Source organism: Enterobacter sp. BNK-34 (genome assembly GCF_048684445.1).
In the GTDB taxonomy this organism is placed as follows: domain Bacteria; phylum Pseudomonadota; class Gammaproteobacteria; order Enterobacterales; family Enterobacteriaceae; genus Enterobacter; species Enterobacter pseudoroggenkampii.
This window is the reverse complement of record NZ_JBLQUA010000001.1, coordinates 2,637,326-2,655,463: the sequence shown is the minus strand read 5'-3', so window position 1 is coordinate 2,655,463 and position 18,138 is coordinate 2,637,326. Positions and strand designations below refer to the sequence as shown.

The 18,138-nt window shown below is 54.5% G+C and carries 17 protein-coding genes; 14 read left to right on the top strand and 3 right to left on the bottom strand.

All coding sequences use genetic code 11. The annotated features are described in order from the left end of the window. Positions 1-217 precede the first annotated feature (217 nt). From rhtA to ybiO, 6 genes are all read left to right on the top strand, one after another. Positions 218-1,105, top strand: a complete 888-nt coding sequence (gene rhtA / locus ACMGG5_RS12975; RefSeq protein ID WP_024908710.1) for a threonine/homoserine exporter RhtA — start codon at positions 218-220, stop codon at positions 1,103-1,105. Between the two features lie 299 nt (positions 1,106-1,404). Continuing rightward, complete coding sequence (gene dps, locus ACMGG5_RS12970; RefSeq protein ID WP_010428924.1) at positions 1,405-1,908, top strand: DNA starvation/stationary phase protection protein Dps; 504 nt, start codon at positions 1,405-1,407, stop codon at positions 1,906-1,908. A 362-nt stretch (positions 1,909-2,270) separates the two neighbouring features. After that, positions 2,271-3,014: a glutamine ABC transporter substrate-binding protein GlnH gene (glnH, locus tag ACMGG5_RS12965; RefSeq protein WP_013097464.1), complete on the top strand. Its 744-nt coding sequence runs from the start codon at positions 2,271-2,273 to the stop codon at positions 3,012-3,014. An 84-nt stretch (positions 3,015-3,098) separates the two neighbouring features. Next, on the top strand, positions 3,099-3,758 hold the full coding sequence (glnP, locus tag ACMGG5_RS12960) for a glutamine ABC transporter permease GlnP (RefSeq protein WP_014169254.1): 660 nt from the start codon (positions 3,099-3,101) through the stop codon (positions 3,756-3,758). Then, positions 3,755-4,477: a glutamine ABC transporter ATP-binding protein GlnQ gene (gene glnQ / locus ACMGG5_RS12955; RefSeq protein ID WP_048991512.1), complete on the top strand. Its 723-nt coding sequence runs from the start codon at positions 3,755-3,757 to the stop codon at positions 4,475-4,477. Before glnP ends, glnQ begins: the two co-directional genes overlap by 4 nt. 125 nt (positions 4,478-4,602) lie before the next feature. Then, positions 4,603-6,816, top strand: a complete 2,214-nt coding sequence (gene ybiO, locus ACMGG5_RS12950) for a mechanosensitive channel protein (RefSeq protein WP_148769784.1) — start codon at positions 4,603-4,605, stop codon at positions 6,814-6,816. Positions 6,817-6,864: 48 nt separating this feature from the next. Here the strand turns inward: ybiO and rlmF are convergent, their stop codons facing one another. Next, entirely contained in the window at positions 6,865-7,776 is a 912-nt protein-coding gene (gene rlmF / locus ACMGG5_RS12945; RefSeq protein ID WP_024908713.1) for a 23S rRNA (adenine(1618)-N(6))-methyltransferase RlmF, read from the bottom strand. A gap of 243 nt (positions 7,777-8,019) precedes the next feature. Between rlmF and mcbA the strand changes: the two genes are divergently transcribed. The 3 genes from mcbA to ybiJ all read left to right on the top strand — a co-directional run bounded on the left by mcbA (position 8,020) and on the right by ybiJ (position 9,223). Then, positions 8,020-8,286, top strand: coding sequence for a DUF1471 family periplasmic protein McbA (mcbA, locus tag ACMGG5_RS12940; RefSeq protein WP_024908715.1), 267 nt, complete (start codon positions 8,020-8,022; stop codon positions 8,284-8,286). A 124-nt stretch (positions 8,287-8,410) separates the two neighbouring features. Next, on the top strand, positions 8,411-8,677 hold the full coding sequence (locus ACMGG5_RS12935; RefSeq protein ID WP_024908716.1) for a DksA/TraR family C4-type zinc finger protein: 267 nt from the start codon (positions 8,411-8,413) through the stop codon (positions 8,675-8,677). A 285-nt stretch (positions 8,678-8,962) separates the two neighbouring features. After that, the gene (gene ybiJ, locus ACMGG5_RS12930; RefSeq protein WP_023310874.1) at positions 8,963-9,223 is read left to right on the top strand and encodes a DUF1471 family protein YbiJ; all 261 of its coding nucleotides are present in this window, start codon (positions 8,963-8,965) and stop codon (positions 9,221-9,223) included. Between the two features lie 119 nt (positions 9,224-9,342). Here the strand turns inward: ybiJ and ybiB are convergent, their stop codons facing one another. Then, the gene (gene ybiB / locus ACMGG5_RS12925; RefSeq protein WP_048991517.1) at positions 9,343-10,305 is read right to left on the bottom strand and encodes a DNA-binding protein YbiB; all 963 of its coding nucleotides are present in this window, start codon (positions 10,303-10,305) and stop codon (positions 9,343-9,345) included. 256 nt (positions 10,306-10,561) lie between these two features. Here ybiB and ACMGG5_RS12920 point away from each other — a divergent pair, with 256 nt between their 5' ends. The 5 genes from ACMGG5_RS12920 to ACMGG5_RS12900 all read left to right on the top strand — a co-directional run bounded on the left by ACMGG5_RS12920 (position 10,562) and on the right by ACMGG5_RS12900 (position 15,921). After that, on the top strand, positions 10,562-11,098 hold the full coding sequence (locus ACMGG5_RS12920; protein WP_024908718.1) for a fimbrial protein: 537 nt from the start codon (positions 10,562-10,564) through the stop codon (positions 11,096-11,098). Between the two features lie 68 nt (positions 11,099-11,166). Continuing rightward, entirely contained in the window at positions 11,167-11,841 is a 675-nt protein-coding gene (locus ACMGG5_RS12915) for a molecular chaperone (RefSeq protein WP_420277942.1), read from the top strand. A 26-nt stretch (positions 11,842-11,867) separates the two neighbouring features. After that, on the top strand, positions 11,868-14,411 hold the full coding sequence (locus ACMGG5_RS12910) for a fimbria/pilus outer membrane usher protein (RefSeq protein ID WP_420277941.1): 2,544 nt from the start codon (positions 11,868-11,870) through the stop codon (positions 14,409-14,411). Between the two features lie 23 nt (positions 14,412-14,434). Beyond that, on the top strand, positions 14,435-15,421 hold the full coding sequence (locus ACMGG5_RS12905) for a fimbrial protein (RefSeq protein ID WP_420278619.1): 987 nt from the start codon (positions 14,435-14,437) through the stop codon (positions 15,419-15,421). Further along, the gene (locus ACMGG5_RS12900; protein ID WP_048991519.1) at positions 15,418-15,921 is read left to right on the top strand and encodes a fimbrial protein; all 504 of its coding nucleotides are present in this window, start codon (positions 15,418-15,420) and stop codon (positions 15,919-15,921) included. The genes ACMGG5_RS12905 and ACMGG5_RS12900 overlap by 4 nt, the downstream gene beginning before the upstream one ends. Here the strand turns inward: ACMGG5_RS12900 and dinG are convergent. Beyond that, positions 15,908-18,085: an ATP-dependent DNA helicase DinG gene (gene dinG, locus ACMGG5_RS12895; RefSeq protein WP_420277940.1), complete on the bottom strand. Its 2,178-nt coding sequence runs from the start codon at positions 18,083-18,085 to the stop codon at positions 15,908-15,910. The genes ACMGG5_RS12900 and dinG overlap by 14 nt on opposite strands. Positions 18,086-18,138 lie beyond the last annotated feature (53 nt).

Genomic DNA, 18,138 nt, shown 5'->3' with positions numbered 1-18,138 from the left:
AATCACATGCAATTTTCACTACTAAATGCGCATAGTGCGCGTCTGCGCAGTTACATTCATCCAGATTATTCCTAATCTGACAGGCGATAAATCCACCAGCGCTTAACCATTTTACGGATTTGACGTGGTTTTTTTTCAACAGCGCCTCAACCGTAGCCGCATATTTCCTTTACACTGCAACTTTTACCTCATTTGACATAAGCTGACAGGAGAAAGGATGCCTGGGTTATCCCGCACGTCGTCGGTCTGGTTGCCGGTCGCAGTCATACTCATTGCCATGTTGTCCATTCAAAGCGGTGCTTCGCTTGCAAAATCGCTTTTTCCGCTGGTCGGTGCGCCTGGGGTAACTGCCCTGCGTATCGTCCTGGGCACGGCGATACTGGTGGTTATTTTCAAACCCTGGCGTCTGCGATTCAAAAAGGAGCAGCGTTTACCGTTGCTGTTTTATGGACTCTCCCTGGGGGCAATGAACTACCTGTTCTACCTCTCTATTCAGACGATACCGCTGGGTATTGCCGTCGCGCTGGAGTTTACCGGCCCGCTGGCGGTGGCGCTTTTCTCCTCGCGACGTCCGGTCGATTTTATCTGGGTCGTGTTAGCCGTTCTGGGGTTGTGGTTCCTGCTGCCGCTGGGCAAGAGTGTTTCTGAGATTGATCTGACGGGCGCAGCGCTGGCGCTGGGTGCAGGCGCCTGCTGGGCCGTCTATATACTCACGGGCCAGCGTGCAGGAGAAGAGCATGGTCCGGCGACCGTCGCGTTGGGGTCGCTGATCGCTGCTATCGTCTTTGTGCCCATCGGCATGGCGCAGGCGACCGAATCTATCTGGCAATGGTCCGTCATGCCCATCGGGCTGGCGGTCGCGATCCTCTCTACCGCACTTCCCTATTCTCTGGAGATGATTGCCCTTACGCGTCTGCCGACGCGCATATTTGGCACCCTGATGAGCATGGAGCCTGCACTAGCCGCCATTTCCGGGATGGTGTTTCTCGGCGAAACCCTGACATTGACCCAGACGCTGGCGCTCTGCTCGATTATCGCGGCATCAATGGGCTCGACGCTCACCATGCGCCCTGAACCTAAAGTGGAGAAAGTGGATATCCGCTAAGCCCATATATTCTGCATGGCTTCCATGCCATGCAGAATAAAGGCCAGAAAGACTGTCGTTATAATTTTTTACACACTTCGCCCTATTTTCAAAATATCCCTCTGGGTTTACATTCCCAGCCAGTAATTAAGATTGATCTGTATCAATTTTAAAATTTTAGACTAATTTCAATGAGTTAAATTCTCAACCTCCTTCTCGCTATTAAACCGATAGGCACAGCCAAACCGCAGGGAAAAAATCCGGTGCTATACTTAGTTCCGTAATTACCTGGGACATAAACATCAAGAGGATATGAGATTATGAGTACCGCTAAACTGGTGAAAACGAAAGCGTCTAATCTGCTTTATACCCGTAACGATGTATCGGACAGCGACAAAAAAGCAACCATTGAGTTGCTGAATCGCCAGGTGATCCAGTTCATCGATCTTTCGCTGATCACCAAACAGGCCCACTGGAATATGCGCGGTGCAAACTTTATTGCCGTTCATGAAATGCTGGATGGCTTCCGCACAGCACTGGTGACCCACCTCGATACGATGGCTGAACGTGCCGTTCAGCTAGGCGGCGTGGCGCTGGGTACCACGCAGGTGATCAACAGCAAAACGCCACTGAAGAGTTATCCGCTGGATATCCATACCGTTCAGGATCACCTGAAAGAGCTGGCGGACCGCTACGCGATTGTGGCAAATGATGTGCGCAAAGCGATTGGCGAAGCGAAAGACGAAGATACTGCAGACATCTTCACCGCCGCGTCCCGCGACCTGGATCAATTCCTGTGGTTTATCGAATCTAACATCGAATAATTCATACGAATTTTCTATCAAACCCTCGCCCTCTGGTGAGGGTTTTGCACATCTATGGTGCACAGTTTTTGTCTGCACACCTGCAAAAGTGAACGAAATGTAATAATCACCTCACACAACCGTTAACGGAAGATTGTTTTTTCGTCATAATTTACGCTAAATATCTCCCCGTCAGTTGAGCCAAACGAAGCGCACCAAAACAGTGCTCCACTTTGGTGCAATAAAACCTCATTGCCCCATTTAATGTGCAATGTATGACATCATCCCCTTTGCAAAACAATAGCTTGTAAAGTTGGCACGATTTTTTCATTGTGCCACCTGTTCTCGCAGGGGATCGCCCCGTGGATATAAAAGGAAATGCTATGAAGTCTGTATTAAAAGTTTCACTGGCTGCACTTACCCTGGCTTTTGCGGTGTCCTCTCAGGCTGCCGACAAACTGGTTGTGGCGACCGACACGGCGTTCGTTCCGTTTGAATTCAAACAGGGTGATAAATACGTTGGTTTTGATGTGGATCTGTGGGCCGCAATCGCAAAAGAACTCAAACTGGATTACACCCTGAAGCCGATGGACTTCAGCGGCATCATCCCGGCACTGCAAACCAAGAACGTTGATCTGGCGCTGGCGGGCATCACCATTACCGATGAACGTAAAAAAGCGATCGACTTCTCTGACGGCTACTACAAAAGCGGCCTGCTGGTGATGGTCAAAGCCGATAATAACGACGTAAAAAGCGTGAAAGATCTCGACGGCAAAGTGGTGGCAGTGAAGAGCGGCACCGGTTCGGTTGATTACGCGAAAGCAAATATCAAAACCAAAGACCTGCGTCAGTTCCCGAACATCGACAACGCGTACATGGAACTCGGCACCAACCGTGCTGACGCGGTTCTGCACGACACGCCGAACATCCTGTACTTCATCAAAACAGCCGGTAACGGTAAGTTCAAAGCGGTTGGCGAGTCTCTGGAAGCCCAGCAGTACGGTATCGCGTTCCCGAAAGGCAGCGACGACCTGCGCACGAAAGTTAACGGCGCGCTGAAAACGCTGAAAGAGAACGGCACCTATAACGAAATCTACAAAAAATGGTTCGGTACCGAGCCTAAATAATAAGACGTAACAATGACGTTCACTCGGGGGCGACCTTTCGCCCCTGCTATTTTTGAAACACGGTAACAGTAACAGGAAATTATCATGCAGTTTGACTGGAGCGCCATCTGGCCTGCCATTCCTATCTTGCTTGAAGGCGCTAAAATGACCCTGTGGATTTCGGTCCTGGGTCTGGTTGGTGGGTTGATTATCGGTCTTGTCGCCGGTTTCGCTCGCACCTACGGCGGCTGGATTGCAAACCACATCGCACTGGTTTTCATCGAAGTGATCCGCGGCACCCCAATTGTCGTACAGGTCATGTTCATCTACTTCGCCCTGCCAATGGCGTTCACCGACCTGCGCATCGATCCGTTCAGCGCAGCCGTCGTCACCATTATGATCAACTCAGGCGCTTACATTGCGGAAATCACCCGCGGTGCGGTGCTGTCGATTCATAAAGGTTTCAGTGAAGCCGGTCTGGCGCTAGGTCTTTCTCGTCGCGAAACGATCCGCCACGTTATTCTGCCGCTGGCACTGCGTCGCATGCTGCCACCGCTCGGTAACCAGTGGATCATCAGCATTAAAGATACGTCGCTGTTCATTGTTATCGGCGTGGCCGAGCTGACCCGTCAGGGTCAGGAGATCATTGCTGGCAACTTCCGCGCGCTGGAAATCTGGAGTGCGGTAGCCGTTGTCTACCTGATCATTACTCTGGTTCTGAGCTTCGTTCTGCGTCGTCTTGAAAGAAGGATGAAAATCCTGTGATTGAATTTAAAAACGTTTCCAAGCACTTTGGCCCAACCCAGGTGCTGCACAATATCGATCTGAACATTAAACAGGGTGAAGTGGTGGTGATTATTGGGCCATCCGGCTCCGGTAAATCCACCCTGCTGCGCTGCATCAACAAGCTGGAAGAGATCACCAGCGGCGACCTTATCGTCGACGGTCTGAAGGTGAACGACCCGAAAGTGGATGACCGTCTGATTCGTCAGGAAGCGGGCATGGTGTTCCAGCAGTTCTACCTGTTCCCGCACCTGACGGCGCTGGAGAACGTGATGTTTGGCCCCCTGCGCGTGCGCGGCGCCAACAAAGCGGCGGCAGAAGCGCTGGCCAAAGATCTGCTGGCGAAAGTCGGCCTGGCTGAACGCGCGCACCACTACCCTTCTGAGCTGTCCGGTGGTCAACAGCAGCGCGTGGCGATTGCCCGCGCGCTGGCGGTCAAACCGAAAATGATGCTGTTTGATGAGCCTACGTCCGCACTCGACCCCGAGCTGCGCCACGAGGTGCTGAAGGTCATGCAGGATCTGGCAGAAGAAGGGATGACGATGGTGATCGTGACCCACGAAATCGGCTTCGCTGAAAAAGTGGCGTCCCGCCTGATCTTTATTGATAAAGGCCGTATCGCGGAAGACGGTAACCCGCAGGAATTAATTGCGAACCCGCCGAGCCCGCGTCTGCAGGAGTTCCTGCAGCACGTCTCCTGATCCATCGCTTTACGCTAAAGCCGGGCTTGCCCGGCTTTTTTACGCCAGATTGTTCCCAAAAATCCCCCTCCGCGTCCCGACTTCTATACTTATCATTTTGTTCGACATTTTCACCGGAGGACGCCGTGCCGTGGATCCTGTTGCTGTTGATTAGCCTGTTTAGTGCGCCATCGTTCGCCGTCGCGATCCCCGGCGTGACCACCGGAACAACCGCCAGCCAGCAAAATACGCCGCCACCGGAACCCGATGTCGAACAGAAAAAAGCCGCCTACAGCGCCCTCGCCGACGTCCTTGAGAACGACACCTCCCGGCAGGAACTTATTGGTCAGCTGCGGAAAGTGGCCGCCACGCCGCCGCAGGAGCCGGTGCCTGTCATCACCCCTCCCCAGGTGGAGGAACAAAAAACGGTGCTGGAAAATGTCACCGACGTGAGCCGGCACTATGGGGAAGCGCTCTCCTCGCGCTTTGCTCAGCTCTACCGCAACCTGATTGGCTCACCGCATAAGCCGTTTAACCCACAAACGTTTACCGCCGCCGCCACGCAGTTTCTGATGCTGGCCGGTGCAGTATTTCTTTTTTACTGGCTGGTACGCCTGTGCGCGTGGCCGCTCTATCGCAAAATGGGGCAATGGGGACGCAGAAAGAATCAGCAGAAAAGCAGCTGGCTGCACCTGCCGTTGATGATAGCCTCAGCGTTTATCATCGATTTGCTGCTGCTTGCGTTGACGCTGTTTTTAGGCCAGATGTTGGCCGACAGGCTGAACGCGGACAACAAAACCATCGCCTTCCAGCAGTCGCTTTTCCTGAACGCCTTTGCCCTTATTGAGTTCTTCAAGGCGCTGCTGCGGTTACTCTTTTGCCCGCACGTACCGGCGCTGCGTCCTTTCGCCATCCGGGATGAGAGTGCGAAGTACTGGGCGCTGCGTCTGAGCGTGCTCAGCGGGCTGATTGGCTACGGTCTGCTGGTTGCCGTGCCGATCATCTCCAACCAGGTGAACGTCCAGTTCGGGGCGCTGGCAAACGTCATTATCATGATCTGCATTACCGTCTGGTCTCTGTATCTGATCTTCCACAATAAAAAAACCATTACCCAAAGCCTGCTGAATCTGGCCGATCGCTCCCTCTCGTTCTTTAGCCTGTTTATCCGCGCTTTCGCCCTGGTATGGCACTGGCTGGCAAGCGCCTACTTCATCGTACTGTGCTTCTTCTCGCTGTTCGACCCGGGCAATAGCCTGAAATTCATGATGGGGGCGACGTTCAAAAGCCTGGCCATTATCGGTATCGCGGCGTTTGTGTCGGGGCTGCTGTCGCGCTGGATCTCGAAAACCATCACCCTGTCGCCGCAGGTACAGCGTAATTACCCGGAGCTGCAAAAACGGGTGAACGGCTGGATGTCGGTATCGCTCAAAGTGGCGCGCATTCTCACCGTCTGCGTGGCGATTATGCTGCTCCTGAATGCGTGGAGCCTGTTTGATTTCTGGAACTGGCTGCACAACGGTGCGGGTGAAAAAACGGTCGATATCCTGATTCGCATCGCGCTGATTTTGTTCTTCTCCGCCGTCGGCTGGACGCTGCTGGCGAGCCTTATCGAGAACCGCCTGGTATCGGATATTCACGGCAGGCCGCTGCCCAGCGCGCGGGCAAGAACGCTGTTAACCCTGTTCCGCAACGCGCTGGCGGTGATTATCAGCACCATCACCATCATGATTGTGCTGTCGGAAATCGGCGTAAATATCGCCCCGCTGCTGGCGGGGGCCGGTGCGCTGGGGCTGGCGATCTCCTTCGGGTCGCAAACGCTGGTGAAGGATATTATTACCGGCATTTTCATTCAGTTTGAAAACGGGATGAACACGGGCGATCTGGTGACCATCGGACCGTTAACCGGCACCGTGGAGAGGATGTCCATCCGCTCGGTGGGCGTGCGCCAGGACACCGGGGCGTACCACATCATTCCCTGGTCTTCGATCACCACCTTCGCCAACTTTGTACGCGGCATTGGTTCAGTTGTAGCGAACTACGATGTGGATCGTCACGAGGATGCCGATAAAGCGAAGCAGGCGCTGCGCGATGCGGTAGAAGAGCTGATGCAGATGGAGGATATTCGCGGGCTGGTGATTGGCGAGCCGTCATTCGCCGGCATCGTCGGGCTGACGAACACGGCGTTTACCCTGCGCGTGTCGTTCACCACCCAGCCGCTGAAGCAGTGGACGGTGCGCTTTGCGCTCGACAGCATGGTGAAAAAACACTTCGATCTGGCGAACGTGCGGATGCCGGTCCAGACCTATCAGGTACTGCCGCCGCCCGCAGCTCCGCTCCCACCGCAGGAGCCGACGCTGTAGCCTCGTTGCCGGGTGGCGGCTTCGCCTTACCCGGCCTGCGACGGAGTGCTATTTGCGACGTTTGTTATTGTCCATAAACGTCCAGGCGATAAAGCGGCTTTGCTTCTGGCCCTGCGCCATCTCTTTTTTCACCACTTTTACGGCGCCCGCTTCGGTCAGCGCGCGGTAGAGTGGCGGCAGGTTATCTCCGCGGGAAACCAGCGTTGTGAACCACTTCACCTGACGGCCAAACTGTTTGCTTTCCGCAATCATGCGCAGGATAAACGCCACTTCGCCCCCTTCACACCAGAGCTCCTGCTGCTGACCACCGAAGTTCAGCGCGGCGTCTTCCGCCTGACCCAGGTTGCGGCGCTTGCGCTCGCTGCCCGCGCGGGCCGATGCCGCCGAATCATGGAACGGCGGATTGCACATCGTGGCGTCATAGCTTTCGTTTTTGTGAATAATGCCGTTGAAGATCGACGCCGCCTCTTTCTGACGACGCAGGCGAATGGCGCGGCTCAACCCAGGATTCGCGCTGATAATCGCCTGGGCGCTGGCAAAGGCCTCGGCACCGATTTCGCTTCCGGTAAAGCGCCAGTGGTATTCATGCGCGCCGATCAGCGGGTAAATCAGATTCGCCCCGGTGCCAATATCCAGAATGGTGGCCTGCGGCGGAACAACGCCCTCATTGCCCTCGGCAAGAAGGTCGGCAAGGTGATGCACGTAATCCGCGCGGCCCGGCACAGGTGGACAGAGAAAGCCTTCCGGAATATCCCAGTGAGCCACACCGTAAAAATGCGCCAGTAGAGCTTTGTTCAACATTTTAACCGCCTGCGGGTCAGCAAAGTTGACCGAGGGCTCTCCCGCTGGGGTCTGAACCAGGTAGTCCTGCAGCGGCGGGCAGCTCAGGCATAACGCATTCATGTCGTAGCGGCTGCGGTGGCGATTTCGCGGGTGCAATCCCGGCTTTTGGGCAGTCATGGCATTCTCCTTTAAACAGCGGCGTAAGATACCCTTTGCTGGCCCAACGGTAAATCTTTCTCTGCGTCGCGCAAAAAACCGCCGTAAATCAAACACCTTTATGTCTATGATCTGTCAGCGAATTGTCAATTTATATCGTTCAAAAAATAAGCAGATCATCATCAAATATTTGCGCTAAGTCACACTCATCAGGCTTCTAAACTTAAAGGGAATCACCTGCTGTTTCCTCATGAGGATGTGATTATGAAAAAGTATCTGACCCTTGCTATTATCGCTGGCGTCCTGGCAACTGCTTCATTCTCTGCCATGGCCGTTCAGTCACTAACCCAGAGTACCGACACTAGCCAGCTCCGTCCTGCAGGCACCGTTTCAGTTAGCCGTGCCAGCAACCTTGACGATCTCCAGGCTAAACTTGCCGAAAAAGCCCGTCAGGAAGGTGCAAAAGGATTCGAGATTAATTCCGCCAGCGGCGATAACCATATGTTTGGCACCGCGACCATTTACAAGTAACCCCACTACACTCCAACACACTGCATCTGCCGCACAGATGCAGTTCTCTTTTTCCTTCGCCTTGATTGTTCATTTTTTAACCCCATAGTAAACGTATGGCTTAAACCGATTTTGGGAGGACGCTATGGCTTCCGGCTGGGCAAATGACGACGCTGTTAACCAACAGATCAACAGTACTATTGAAGATGCGGTTGCGCGCGCCCGCGGTGAAATTCCGCGCGGCGAAAGCTTAACGGAATGCGAAGAATGCGGAGAACCCATTCCGGAGGCGCGCCGGAAAGCCATCCCCGGCGTAAGGCTTTGCATCACTTGCCAGCAACATAAAGATTCAAAAAACTCATCATATTCGGGATATAATCGCAGAGGTTCGAAAGACAGCCAGTTACGTTGACTTTCCTTTACCTAAGTTAACCTCGCAGGCCCATACCTTTACGATCACGATTTTTAACGAACCGCGTGGCAAAATGTGCCCTTCATTTCGCTTCTGTAAAGCGCATCAACAAGAAGTGTAAATCGCCAGTTTGAATTTATTAATATTCAATAAGTTATTTGTCATTCAGTTTTTTTGAGCAACCACGTCAATTCTCTTCGATTTTATCCCTCGCAAAAAAACGTGATACTCATCACATCGACGGAACATCGTCTCCTTAACAGAAACACCTGCGAGAGATTAATTATGAAAACCATCAAATATGCTGTAGCTGCTGTTGCCCTGTCCGCTCTGTCCTTCGGCGCTTTCGCCGTAGAGCCAGTCTCTTCAACTCAGGCACAGAACATGAACAAAGTCGGTGTGGTGAGTGCTGATGGCGCGACCACGCTGGACGGTCTGGAAGCCAAACTGGCTGAGAAAGCCGCTGCTGCCGGTGCAAGCGGATACACCATTACCTCCGCTAACGGCAATAACAAGCTGAGCGGTACCGCGGTTATCTACAAATAATCGCCTGAACGAATGCTGTCCCCTCGCCAAACCCTCTGGTGAGCTGCTCCAACCCTCATTGACCCTGTTGTTTGTTACCCTTGCTTGCCCGTCCGCCACTGGACGGGCTTTTTTTTTAGTTAAAAAGACTGCGCCACGCGTGCCAGCCCGGCTTCTACCGTGTCCACTTCACCGGTTGCCAGCAAACAGCAGGCCATCTGCAGCTTGATCGAATGCGGAACAGGAACTTTTCCGGCAAGGCACTGCTCAATCCAGTGGGCTGTAGTATGGGGATCTTTTGCCTCAGGCAATATCACACCGCTATTTTCCTCCCCGCGTTCCAGAATGACGCGCGTACCAGCAGAATCGATCAGCATCACCTGCGGGCAACGCTGTGGGTTCGCATAAACCTCACCTTCCGTGCCGTGCATCAGTAACGCCCTTCCACCAATAGCCGCAAAGAACTGACCCACACGCGCCACGTATTCCGGGTGCGAGACGCTGGAAAGACGAAGGGCGGCATCTTCGCCAAACGGTGTGGCCAGCTTCGCCAGCGTGTGCGCGCTGTTGCGCACGCCCATGCGCCAGCGCATATCGAGCTGCTTTTCAAGCGGCGGGCAAAGTGTGCCAACCGGGATATAAACGGGCTGATGGCCATCCAGCTTCGCCTGCGCCTGACCGGCATGACGCGTTGGCTCGATGCCCAGCATCCCGAAAATGGTTTCCGTCAGTACGCGAGTGGGGTCTTCACTAACCCCGTGCACCACCACCGGGAACCCCAGCTTGTGTAATAAAATAGCAAGAAGCGGGGTTAAATTTGCCTGCTTGCGCGCGCCGTTGTAGCTCGGGATTACGATCGGCATGGGCTTTGCCACAGGCGGCGTTAAGCGCAGCGTTTGCGCCTGCATGGCTTCATAGAACCCGCGCATCTCCGCCTCACCCTCTCCTTTGATACGCAGCGCGATCAGAATGCCCCCCATTTCCAGGTCGGGGACGTCGCCCTCAAGCATGCGGGTGTAAAGTGCACGCGCGGTTTCATGGTCCAGATCGCGGGCATGATTTTTCCCACGCCCTACCTCTTTGATAATTTTGCGGTAATCCACGACTTCTCTCCTGACAGCATCATCTTGTTAACAATATAGCCCTGATGATTGCCCGGCCGTTAGTGTTTTATCCCCTAACCCAATGCTCTGTTTTAATGAAAAAAAATATATACAAGCAATTTTTCAATTATTTGTGATTTCTGCAGAAGATTCTTAGACATGTATTTTTTGATTAAATAACCAGCGGAAAGTCTTCCAGGGTCAACGGTGGAAACGTCCAGGCAACGTTCGCACCAGTCACATATCAGGATTCACTATGAACAAGGTTGCTTTAGGTTTATTCATCGCCGCAGCGGTGGGATGTTCTGCATCCGCATTTGCGGCAACAAACGGTGAAGGGCAGATCAATTTCACCGGAGAAATTATTGATTCAGCGTGTCAGGTGGTTAATGGGTTAAGTAACCCGTTAAACGTTCAGTTAGGCAAAGTCTCTAAAACGGTATTTACCGGTGCAGGCTCTACCAGCACGTTAACGAAGTTCGATATTCAGTTAAAAGACTGTCCGGAAACCGTTACCTCTGCAGCGATTAACTTCGGCGGAACGCCGGATGCGAATAACAACGCAACGCTGGCATTAACGCCGGATGTGGATGCGGCAACGGGTGTCGCTATTCAGCTGGTTGACGCTTCTGAGCAGCCGGTGAGTCTGTACACCCCTTCTCAGCAATATCCGTTAGCCTCCGGTACAGCAGTTAACGACCTGATATTCGGCGCGCGTTATATTCAAACCGGGGCCGCGATTACCGCAGGGCCGGCTAACTCCGTTTCGACCTTCACCGTTATCTATAACTGATATTATCAATCCTGAGATATTAACGCGGTTATACGCGTTAATATCTCTTATCTTATTGAGAAATATTTATGCGCCACGGTTATTTACTGAGCACGCTTTTACTGGCAGCCTCTACTGCACATGCAGGTGTCATTATTAATGGCACACGTCTGGTCTACCCGGGAGAGAAAAAGGAATCGTCTCTTGGTCTTTCAAACCCAGATGCAACGGATTATCTGGTACAGTCCTGGGTCGACTCTGGCGGTAAAAACCTGGCCAAAGCGCCGTTTCTGATCACCCCTCCTCTTTTCCGTCTGGATGCGAAAGAAGATAACGTTCTGCGCGTTGTACGTACGGGCGGAAATTTACCGGAAGACAGGGAATCTCTGTACTGGTTAAATATTAAAGCGATCCCATCATCAAAGCACGTCGAAGGTGTGAATACGCTACAAATTGCCATTAATACGCGTATTAAATTGCTTTATCGCCCGTCAGCAGTAAAAGGCAGACCAGAAGAGGTGGCCGATAAGCTTGAATGGCGCCGTGAAGGTAATGAACTGGTGGTGAATAACCCCACGCCTTTCTTTATGAACTTCCAGACCGTCACGCTGAACGGTCATAAAGTAACAAAAGCCACCTGGGCGGTCCCGAAAACGGAAACGCATTTTGCCTTACCTGGCAATATCGGAGGCTCAACCGTCACGTATTCCATTATTACTGATTATGGCAGCATCAGCCATACCTGGTCGAAAGCCGTTCGTTAATACTATCCGCCGGTAATAAAATAATCATGTACAGCCATAAAAAGCCGTTCACCTGCCGAATTTCATCCCTGCTGGTCATTCTCTGTGGCCTGGCAATGATGTTTTTTGCGCAGCAGGTTATGGCTGATGATTATTTTAACCCGGCGCTGCTGGATATTGATAATCCGCAACAGGGTAAGACCGATCTGTCGGTTTACGAAAAAGGGCCAGGGCAGGCACCGGGTAAATATCAGGTCGCTATTTTTATTAATAATAATAAAATTGATACCCGCGACGTCACGTTCACATTGCAAAAAGATTCACACGGCAGCAGTTCACTTCAGCCTTGCTTTAGCCTGAATGATTTAAAAAGCCTTGGGATCAAAACCCAAAAATATCCGGCGCTGATGGCAAAAGGCCAGTGTGCCGATTTAACCGCCATACCGGCAGCCTCCACGTCGTTTCACGTTCGCAATCAGCAGCTGCTGCTCAGTATCCCTCAACTGGCCCTGGGCCAGGTTCCACGCGGCTATATCGACCCGAAAGAATTCGACGAGGGGATCACCGCAGGTATTCTCAACTACAGCGCGACCGCCAGCCAGAGCCATGCGCGACAGTCGGGCGAGCAGAATAACAGCAGCCAGTACGTTAACCTGCGTCCCGGGTTTAACGTTGGCGCCTGGCGCGTACGCAACTACTCCACGTGGAATCGCAGCACCCAGGGCAAGGAAGAGCAGCAAAGATTCTCTTCCGTTTATACCTATGCCCAGCGCGATATCGTGGCGATGAAAAGCGATCTCACCGTTGGACAAAGCTCTTCGCCTTCTGATGTTTTTGACAGCGTACCCTACACCGGCGTGGAGATTAAATCCGACAGCGACATGCTGCCGGACAGCGAAAAAGGCTATGCGCCCATTATTCGCGGCACCGCACACAGCAATGCGCTGGTGATGGTTCGCCAGAACGGCTACGTCATTTATCAGAACACGGTCGCCCCCGGCGCGTTTGAAATTAACGACCTTTACCCCACCGGCAGCAGCGGCGATCTGCAGGTCACCGTGAAAGAGACCGACGGCAGCGAAAGCCATTTCGTAGTGCCATATGCCTCCGTACCGGTACTGCAGCGCGAAAAAAACCTGCGCTACAGCGTGACCGCCGGGCGGTACCGTTCCTACGACAAAGACGTCGAGAAAACTCCGTTTGCCCAGGGCAGCGCAATTTACGGCCTGCCCTTTGGTTTTACCGCTTACGGCGGCATACAGCAGAGCAGCCACTATCAGTCCCAGGCGCTCGGCGCCGGGAAAAACATGGGCGATTTAGGGGCGTTCTCCATCGACGTCACCCGCGCAAAGGCCCTGCTGAAAAAGCAGCAGGCCAGCAAAGGCCAGTCCTGGCGCGTGCGCTACAGCAAAGATTTTGCCGGTTCAGGCACCAACTTCTCGCTCGCGGGCTATCGCTACAACAGCAAAGGGTTTTACACCCTTGAAGACACCATGGAGTCATATACCCGCTCTGACGACTGGTCTGCCCCCCAGCAGCGCCGCGCCCGAACCGAGGCCACCATCGACCAGACGCTGCCCGAAGGCTGGGGGTCCGTCACCCTGAGCATGGTGAAAGAGACTTACTGGAGCCAGAACCAGGACATGACCTCCATGAGCGTCAGCTACAACAACAGCTGGCACGGGGTGAGCTACAGCCTGAGCTACAGCATGAACAAGAACACCCAGGACAGCGATGAAAAAGGCGACGAAGTGACGAACGACAACCAGTTCTCACTGAGCGTTTCCGTGCCGCTGGACCACTGGATGCATAACACCTGGGCCACCTACAACCTGAACAATACCAAAGACGGTACCACGCAGAATATCGGCCTGAACGGCACGGCGTTGAAGGAAGACAATCTGAACTGGAATATTCAGGAAGGGCTGAGCAGTACCGGCAGCGGTAACTCCACCAGCATGAACGCCGATTACAAAGCGACCTATGGCGAAGTGAGCGCAGGCGTCAGTCAGGATAAATACCAGCAGACCGTGAACGTCGGTTTGCAGGGCGGCGTGGTTGCCCATGCGAACGGCATCACCCTGAGCCAGCCGCTCGGTGAGACCATCGCGCTGGTGAAGGCGCCGGGAACGCACGGGACGCATATCACCAACCAGACGGGCGTTGAGACCGATTTCCGCGGCTACACCGTCGTACCATTCGTCACCGCGTATCGCCATAACACCATTGCGCTGGATACCGAAACGCTGCCGGATGATGCCGACGTGACGCACGCGGCGCAGGTCGTCACCCCAACGCGGGGAGCGGTGGTGCGCGCCAGCTTTAACACCCGCGTGGGCAATCGCGTGCTGATGACGCTCACGCACAACGGTAAACCGCTGCCCTTCGGCGCGACGGTGACCACTGAGGATAAGGACAGCGAATTTATCGTTGGCTCAGATGGCCAAACGTACCTCTCCGGCCTCCCCGCACGCGGAAAACTCTCCGTTATGTGGGGTGACAATGTCAGCGAACAATGCATCGCGCAGTACGCGCTGGCTGAAGAGAGAGATAAATCCGGCATTATTACCGCTGCCGCAACATGTCAGTAATGCACTGGCTGAGACGAAAGATGATGCAAATCGTTAAACAGAGTTTTTTATTGTTAGTGCTGGGAATATCCGCATTTTTTATGCCGCACGCGAAAGCGTCATGCACGTCACCGGATATGCCAAAGATGATTGATGTGGCCTCCATATCGGTACCCACCTCGCTGGCCGTTGGCGCGACCATTCCGGGTTCAGAACAGACGGTGCACGTTGCCGGAAGTTGCTCCAGTACCTACAGCCCGGGGATGGAAATAGTGGCTTGCTATTATGGTTCCGGTTCAGAAATAGCGGGCCTGCCGGGCGTGTACGACTCTGGTGTCGCCGGGATTGGTATCGCCCTGATGAACGATCAGGGGCAACGCATCCAGGGGGCCGGTGGCGTCCACTGTGATTCCCGGAATACGCCGGTGGGATATCTCTCTTCAGATGGACAGCTCTCGTTCAATTTTGACGTAACTCTGGAACTGGTGAAAACCAGCTCCACGGTGTCCTCAGGCTCGCTTTCTCAGGCTCAGACGGAGTTTGGGCTTGGCGTTTACAATCACGAAGGTTTAGGCAGTCCGAACACCCTTTCCTATTCAGGAAATATCACGTTTAACGAAGTCACCTGCTCCGTTTCGCCGAAAAGCCTCACCGTGACGCTGGGCAATTTCCCTGTCAGCGACTTCACCGGGACAGGAACTCTGACGTCGCCTCAGACGTTCGACATTACCGTTAACTGCAATAACACCGTACAGCCTCAAGTGATGATCACCAGTGCAAACGGCTATGAAACAGATTTCCCTGGCGTCGTAAAACTGACTCAGGAGAGTGGCGTAGCAACCGGCGTGGGAGTGCGCATGATGTTCGACGGGGAAATTGCCAACTTTGATACTTACAAGAATACGGCGGCAGTTGCACAAGCGAACGTTCCGCTGGCGATCCCGTTTGAGGTCGCATATCAACAAACGGCAGCCAGCGTCACCCCCGGGACAGCAAACAGCATTGCCACGATTACGTTGGGATATAAATGAAAAAAATCACCTTGTTACTACTGGCAGGCCTTCTCACGCAGGCGAATGCCGATGAGATCGCGATCCAGATGAGAGGCAATATCATCGCCAATACCTGCTCGGTAGACAGCGCCAGCCAGAATTTGACCGTTAACCTGGGACAAGCCGCCTCCAGCGATTTTAAGGATGTGGGGGATACCGGGGAGTGGAAGAATTTTGACCTTACGCTGTCCAAATGCCCGTCCACCACCACGCTCGCCACCGCGACCTTTAACGGCCAGGCAGACAGCGCACACCCGACGAAATTTGCCAGCACGGGCAGCGCCGGCGGGCTGGCTTTGGAGCTGGCAGACCGCCTGGATCGCATTACCATTGCCCCGCAGGCGAGCTTCAGCGCCCTGGTTAATCAAAGCGATCATACCGTCGATTTCCCACTTGCCGCACGCTACTACGCCACCTCCATGCCGGTGAGCGCGGGGACGTTCAGCAGTGTGGTGCAGGTGACCTTCACTTACCAGTAGGACCGCGCCCCTTAGCACGGAGGCTTTTCCTGCGCCCGGCGGTCAGTGTTGCAGGGCGTTTTTTTACCTCGGGCACCTCTGGCTGTTCAATCGGAAAGATCGGCAGCGCGTTCAGCAGCCGCTGGCCGTAGTTTTTGGTGAGCAGACGCTTGTCATAAATCACCACCTCCCCCCAGCAGCCGTGGCTACGAATCAGACGCCCCACCTGCTGAATCAGGTTAAACGACGCCGCAGGTAAACTCTGCACCTCAAACGGATAGCGGTTGAGGCTTTTCAGCCACTCGCCTTCGGTGATGACGACCGGGCTGTCGATAGGCGGGAAGGCGATTTTATGGATATGCACCTGCGTCAGGTAGTCCCCTTTCAGATCCAGACCTTCCGCGAAGGACTGCAATCCCACCAGCACGCTACGTTCGCCGTTATCGATGCGTTTGCGGTGCGTTTCCACCAGCCGGTAGCGCGGCTGATCGCCCTGCACCAGCAGCAATAAACGCAGATCGGTGACGTGTTCCAGGAAGCGCTGCATCGCGCGCCCGCTGGCAAACAGCACCAGCATGCCGGGGTACTTTTTACTCTCGACCTGTTCGCGGAAGTAGGCCGCCATCTCCGCAATGTGCTGCTCCTCGTTGTCGATGAGCGGCTCGAATTTCATGCGCGGGATCACCAGCTTGCCCTGCTTGCAGTGGTTAAACGGCGAGTCCAGCGCCACGAAGCGGTCGCCCGCTTTCTCTTTAAGCCCGCTCATCTCCTGCAGCCTTGAGAAACTGTTCAGGGAACGCAGCGTGGCAGAGGTGACCACCACGTGCGGCACGCTGCGCCAGATCAGCTTTTCCAGCTGATCGGCCACGCGGATGCCTACGCAGTGGAAAAAGAGGTGCACCTGCCCGTCCCGCACTTCGCGGGTGGCCCATTTGGTGACCGGCGCGCCGGACGCCTGCGCCATCGAGGCGAGCCGCCAGAGCTTGCTCTGCGCTTCGAACATGCCCAGCGCACGGTTCATTTGCAAAAGAATACGGTGCAGGCGAACAACGTCATGCGAGCCGGTTTTCTCGCTCAGATCGTTTAAGAACATCTCCGCCAGCCCGCGCAGCTTTTCCAGATGCTTCGCCAGCTGCTGGCAGATCTCCATTACCTCGTCCGGCAGCTCGCCCATCGCAAAGCGGTGTTCAGCTTCCTGCGTTTGCGGAAGATAAAGATTCAAAATGTTGTTGAGCGATGAGATCAGGCCGTAGACCTCTTCACAGTGGTCGCTCAGCCGCTCGGGTACCGCCAGCGGCGGCGTGGTTTTCGGGCGGAACTGCTCCATGCAGGTGGCGACAAGCTTACAGAACAGATCGAGCTGCAGGCGGAACCAGGGCGCGGTAATTTCGGCGCTCATCTCCAGCGCGTCCCGCGCCACGTCCGGCAGGTGGTGGCCTTCATCGAGCACCAGCAGCAGGTTTTTCGGCTCCGGCAGCACCGCTTCGCTCTCCAGCGCCGCCATCACCAGGGCGTGGTTAGCCACAACCACTTCCGCCTCCTGGATCTCACGCCGGGCGACAAAGAACGGGCACTCGCGGTAGTAGTGACAGTTACGGTTCAGGCAGCTGGCTTTGTCGGTGCTGAGCCTTCTCCATAAGTCGTCGCTGATGGCCTGGCTGGTGTGATCCCGCAGGCCGTCCCACTTATAGCCGTCCAGCTCGGCTTTGAGTTTTGCACACTGCTCCTGCTCGGCCTTATTGTTTGGCGTCAGCTCGTCATCCAGAAACGCGAGCAGATCCTGTTGATTCGGCTCGCTGCTGGCCAGCGCCGCCAGGTTACGCGGGCACACGTAACGCCCGCGCCCAAAGGCGGCCGTAAACCGCAGGTCGGGGATAATTTTGCGCAGCAGCGGCAGGTCTTTGCTGAAGATCTGATCCTGCAGCGCCACGTTGGCGGTGCTGACCACCAGCGTTTTGTCCTCTTCCCGTGCAATGGCAATGCCGGGAATGAGATACGACAAGGTTTTCCCGACGCCGGTCGGGGCTTCAATCGCCAGATGTCGCCCGTCGTCCCCGGCGAGCGTTTTTGCCACGTCAGCAATCATCTGCCGCTGCGGCGCTCGGGGGATAAAGTCGGGGATCTGCTGCTGTAGCGCCTTATACCAGGCGCCAATTTGCGCTTTCAGCGCCGCGGTTAAAGCCATCGGAAAACCTGAAATACTGTATAAACAGCCACTATTGTGGCACTTTCTCTTCG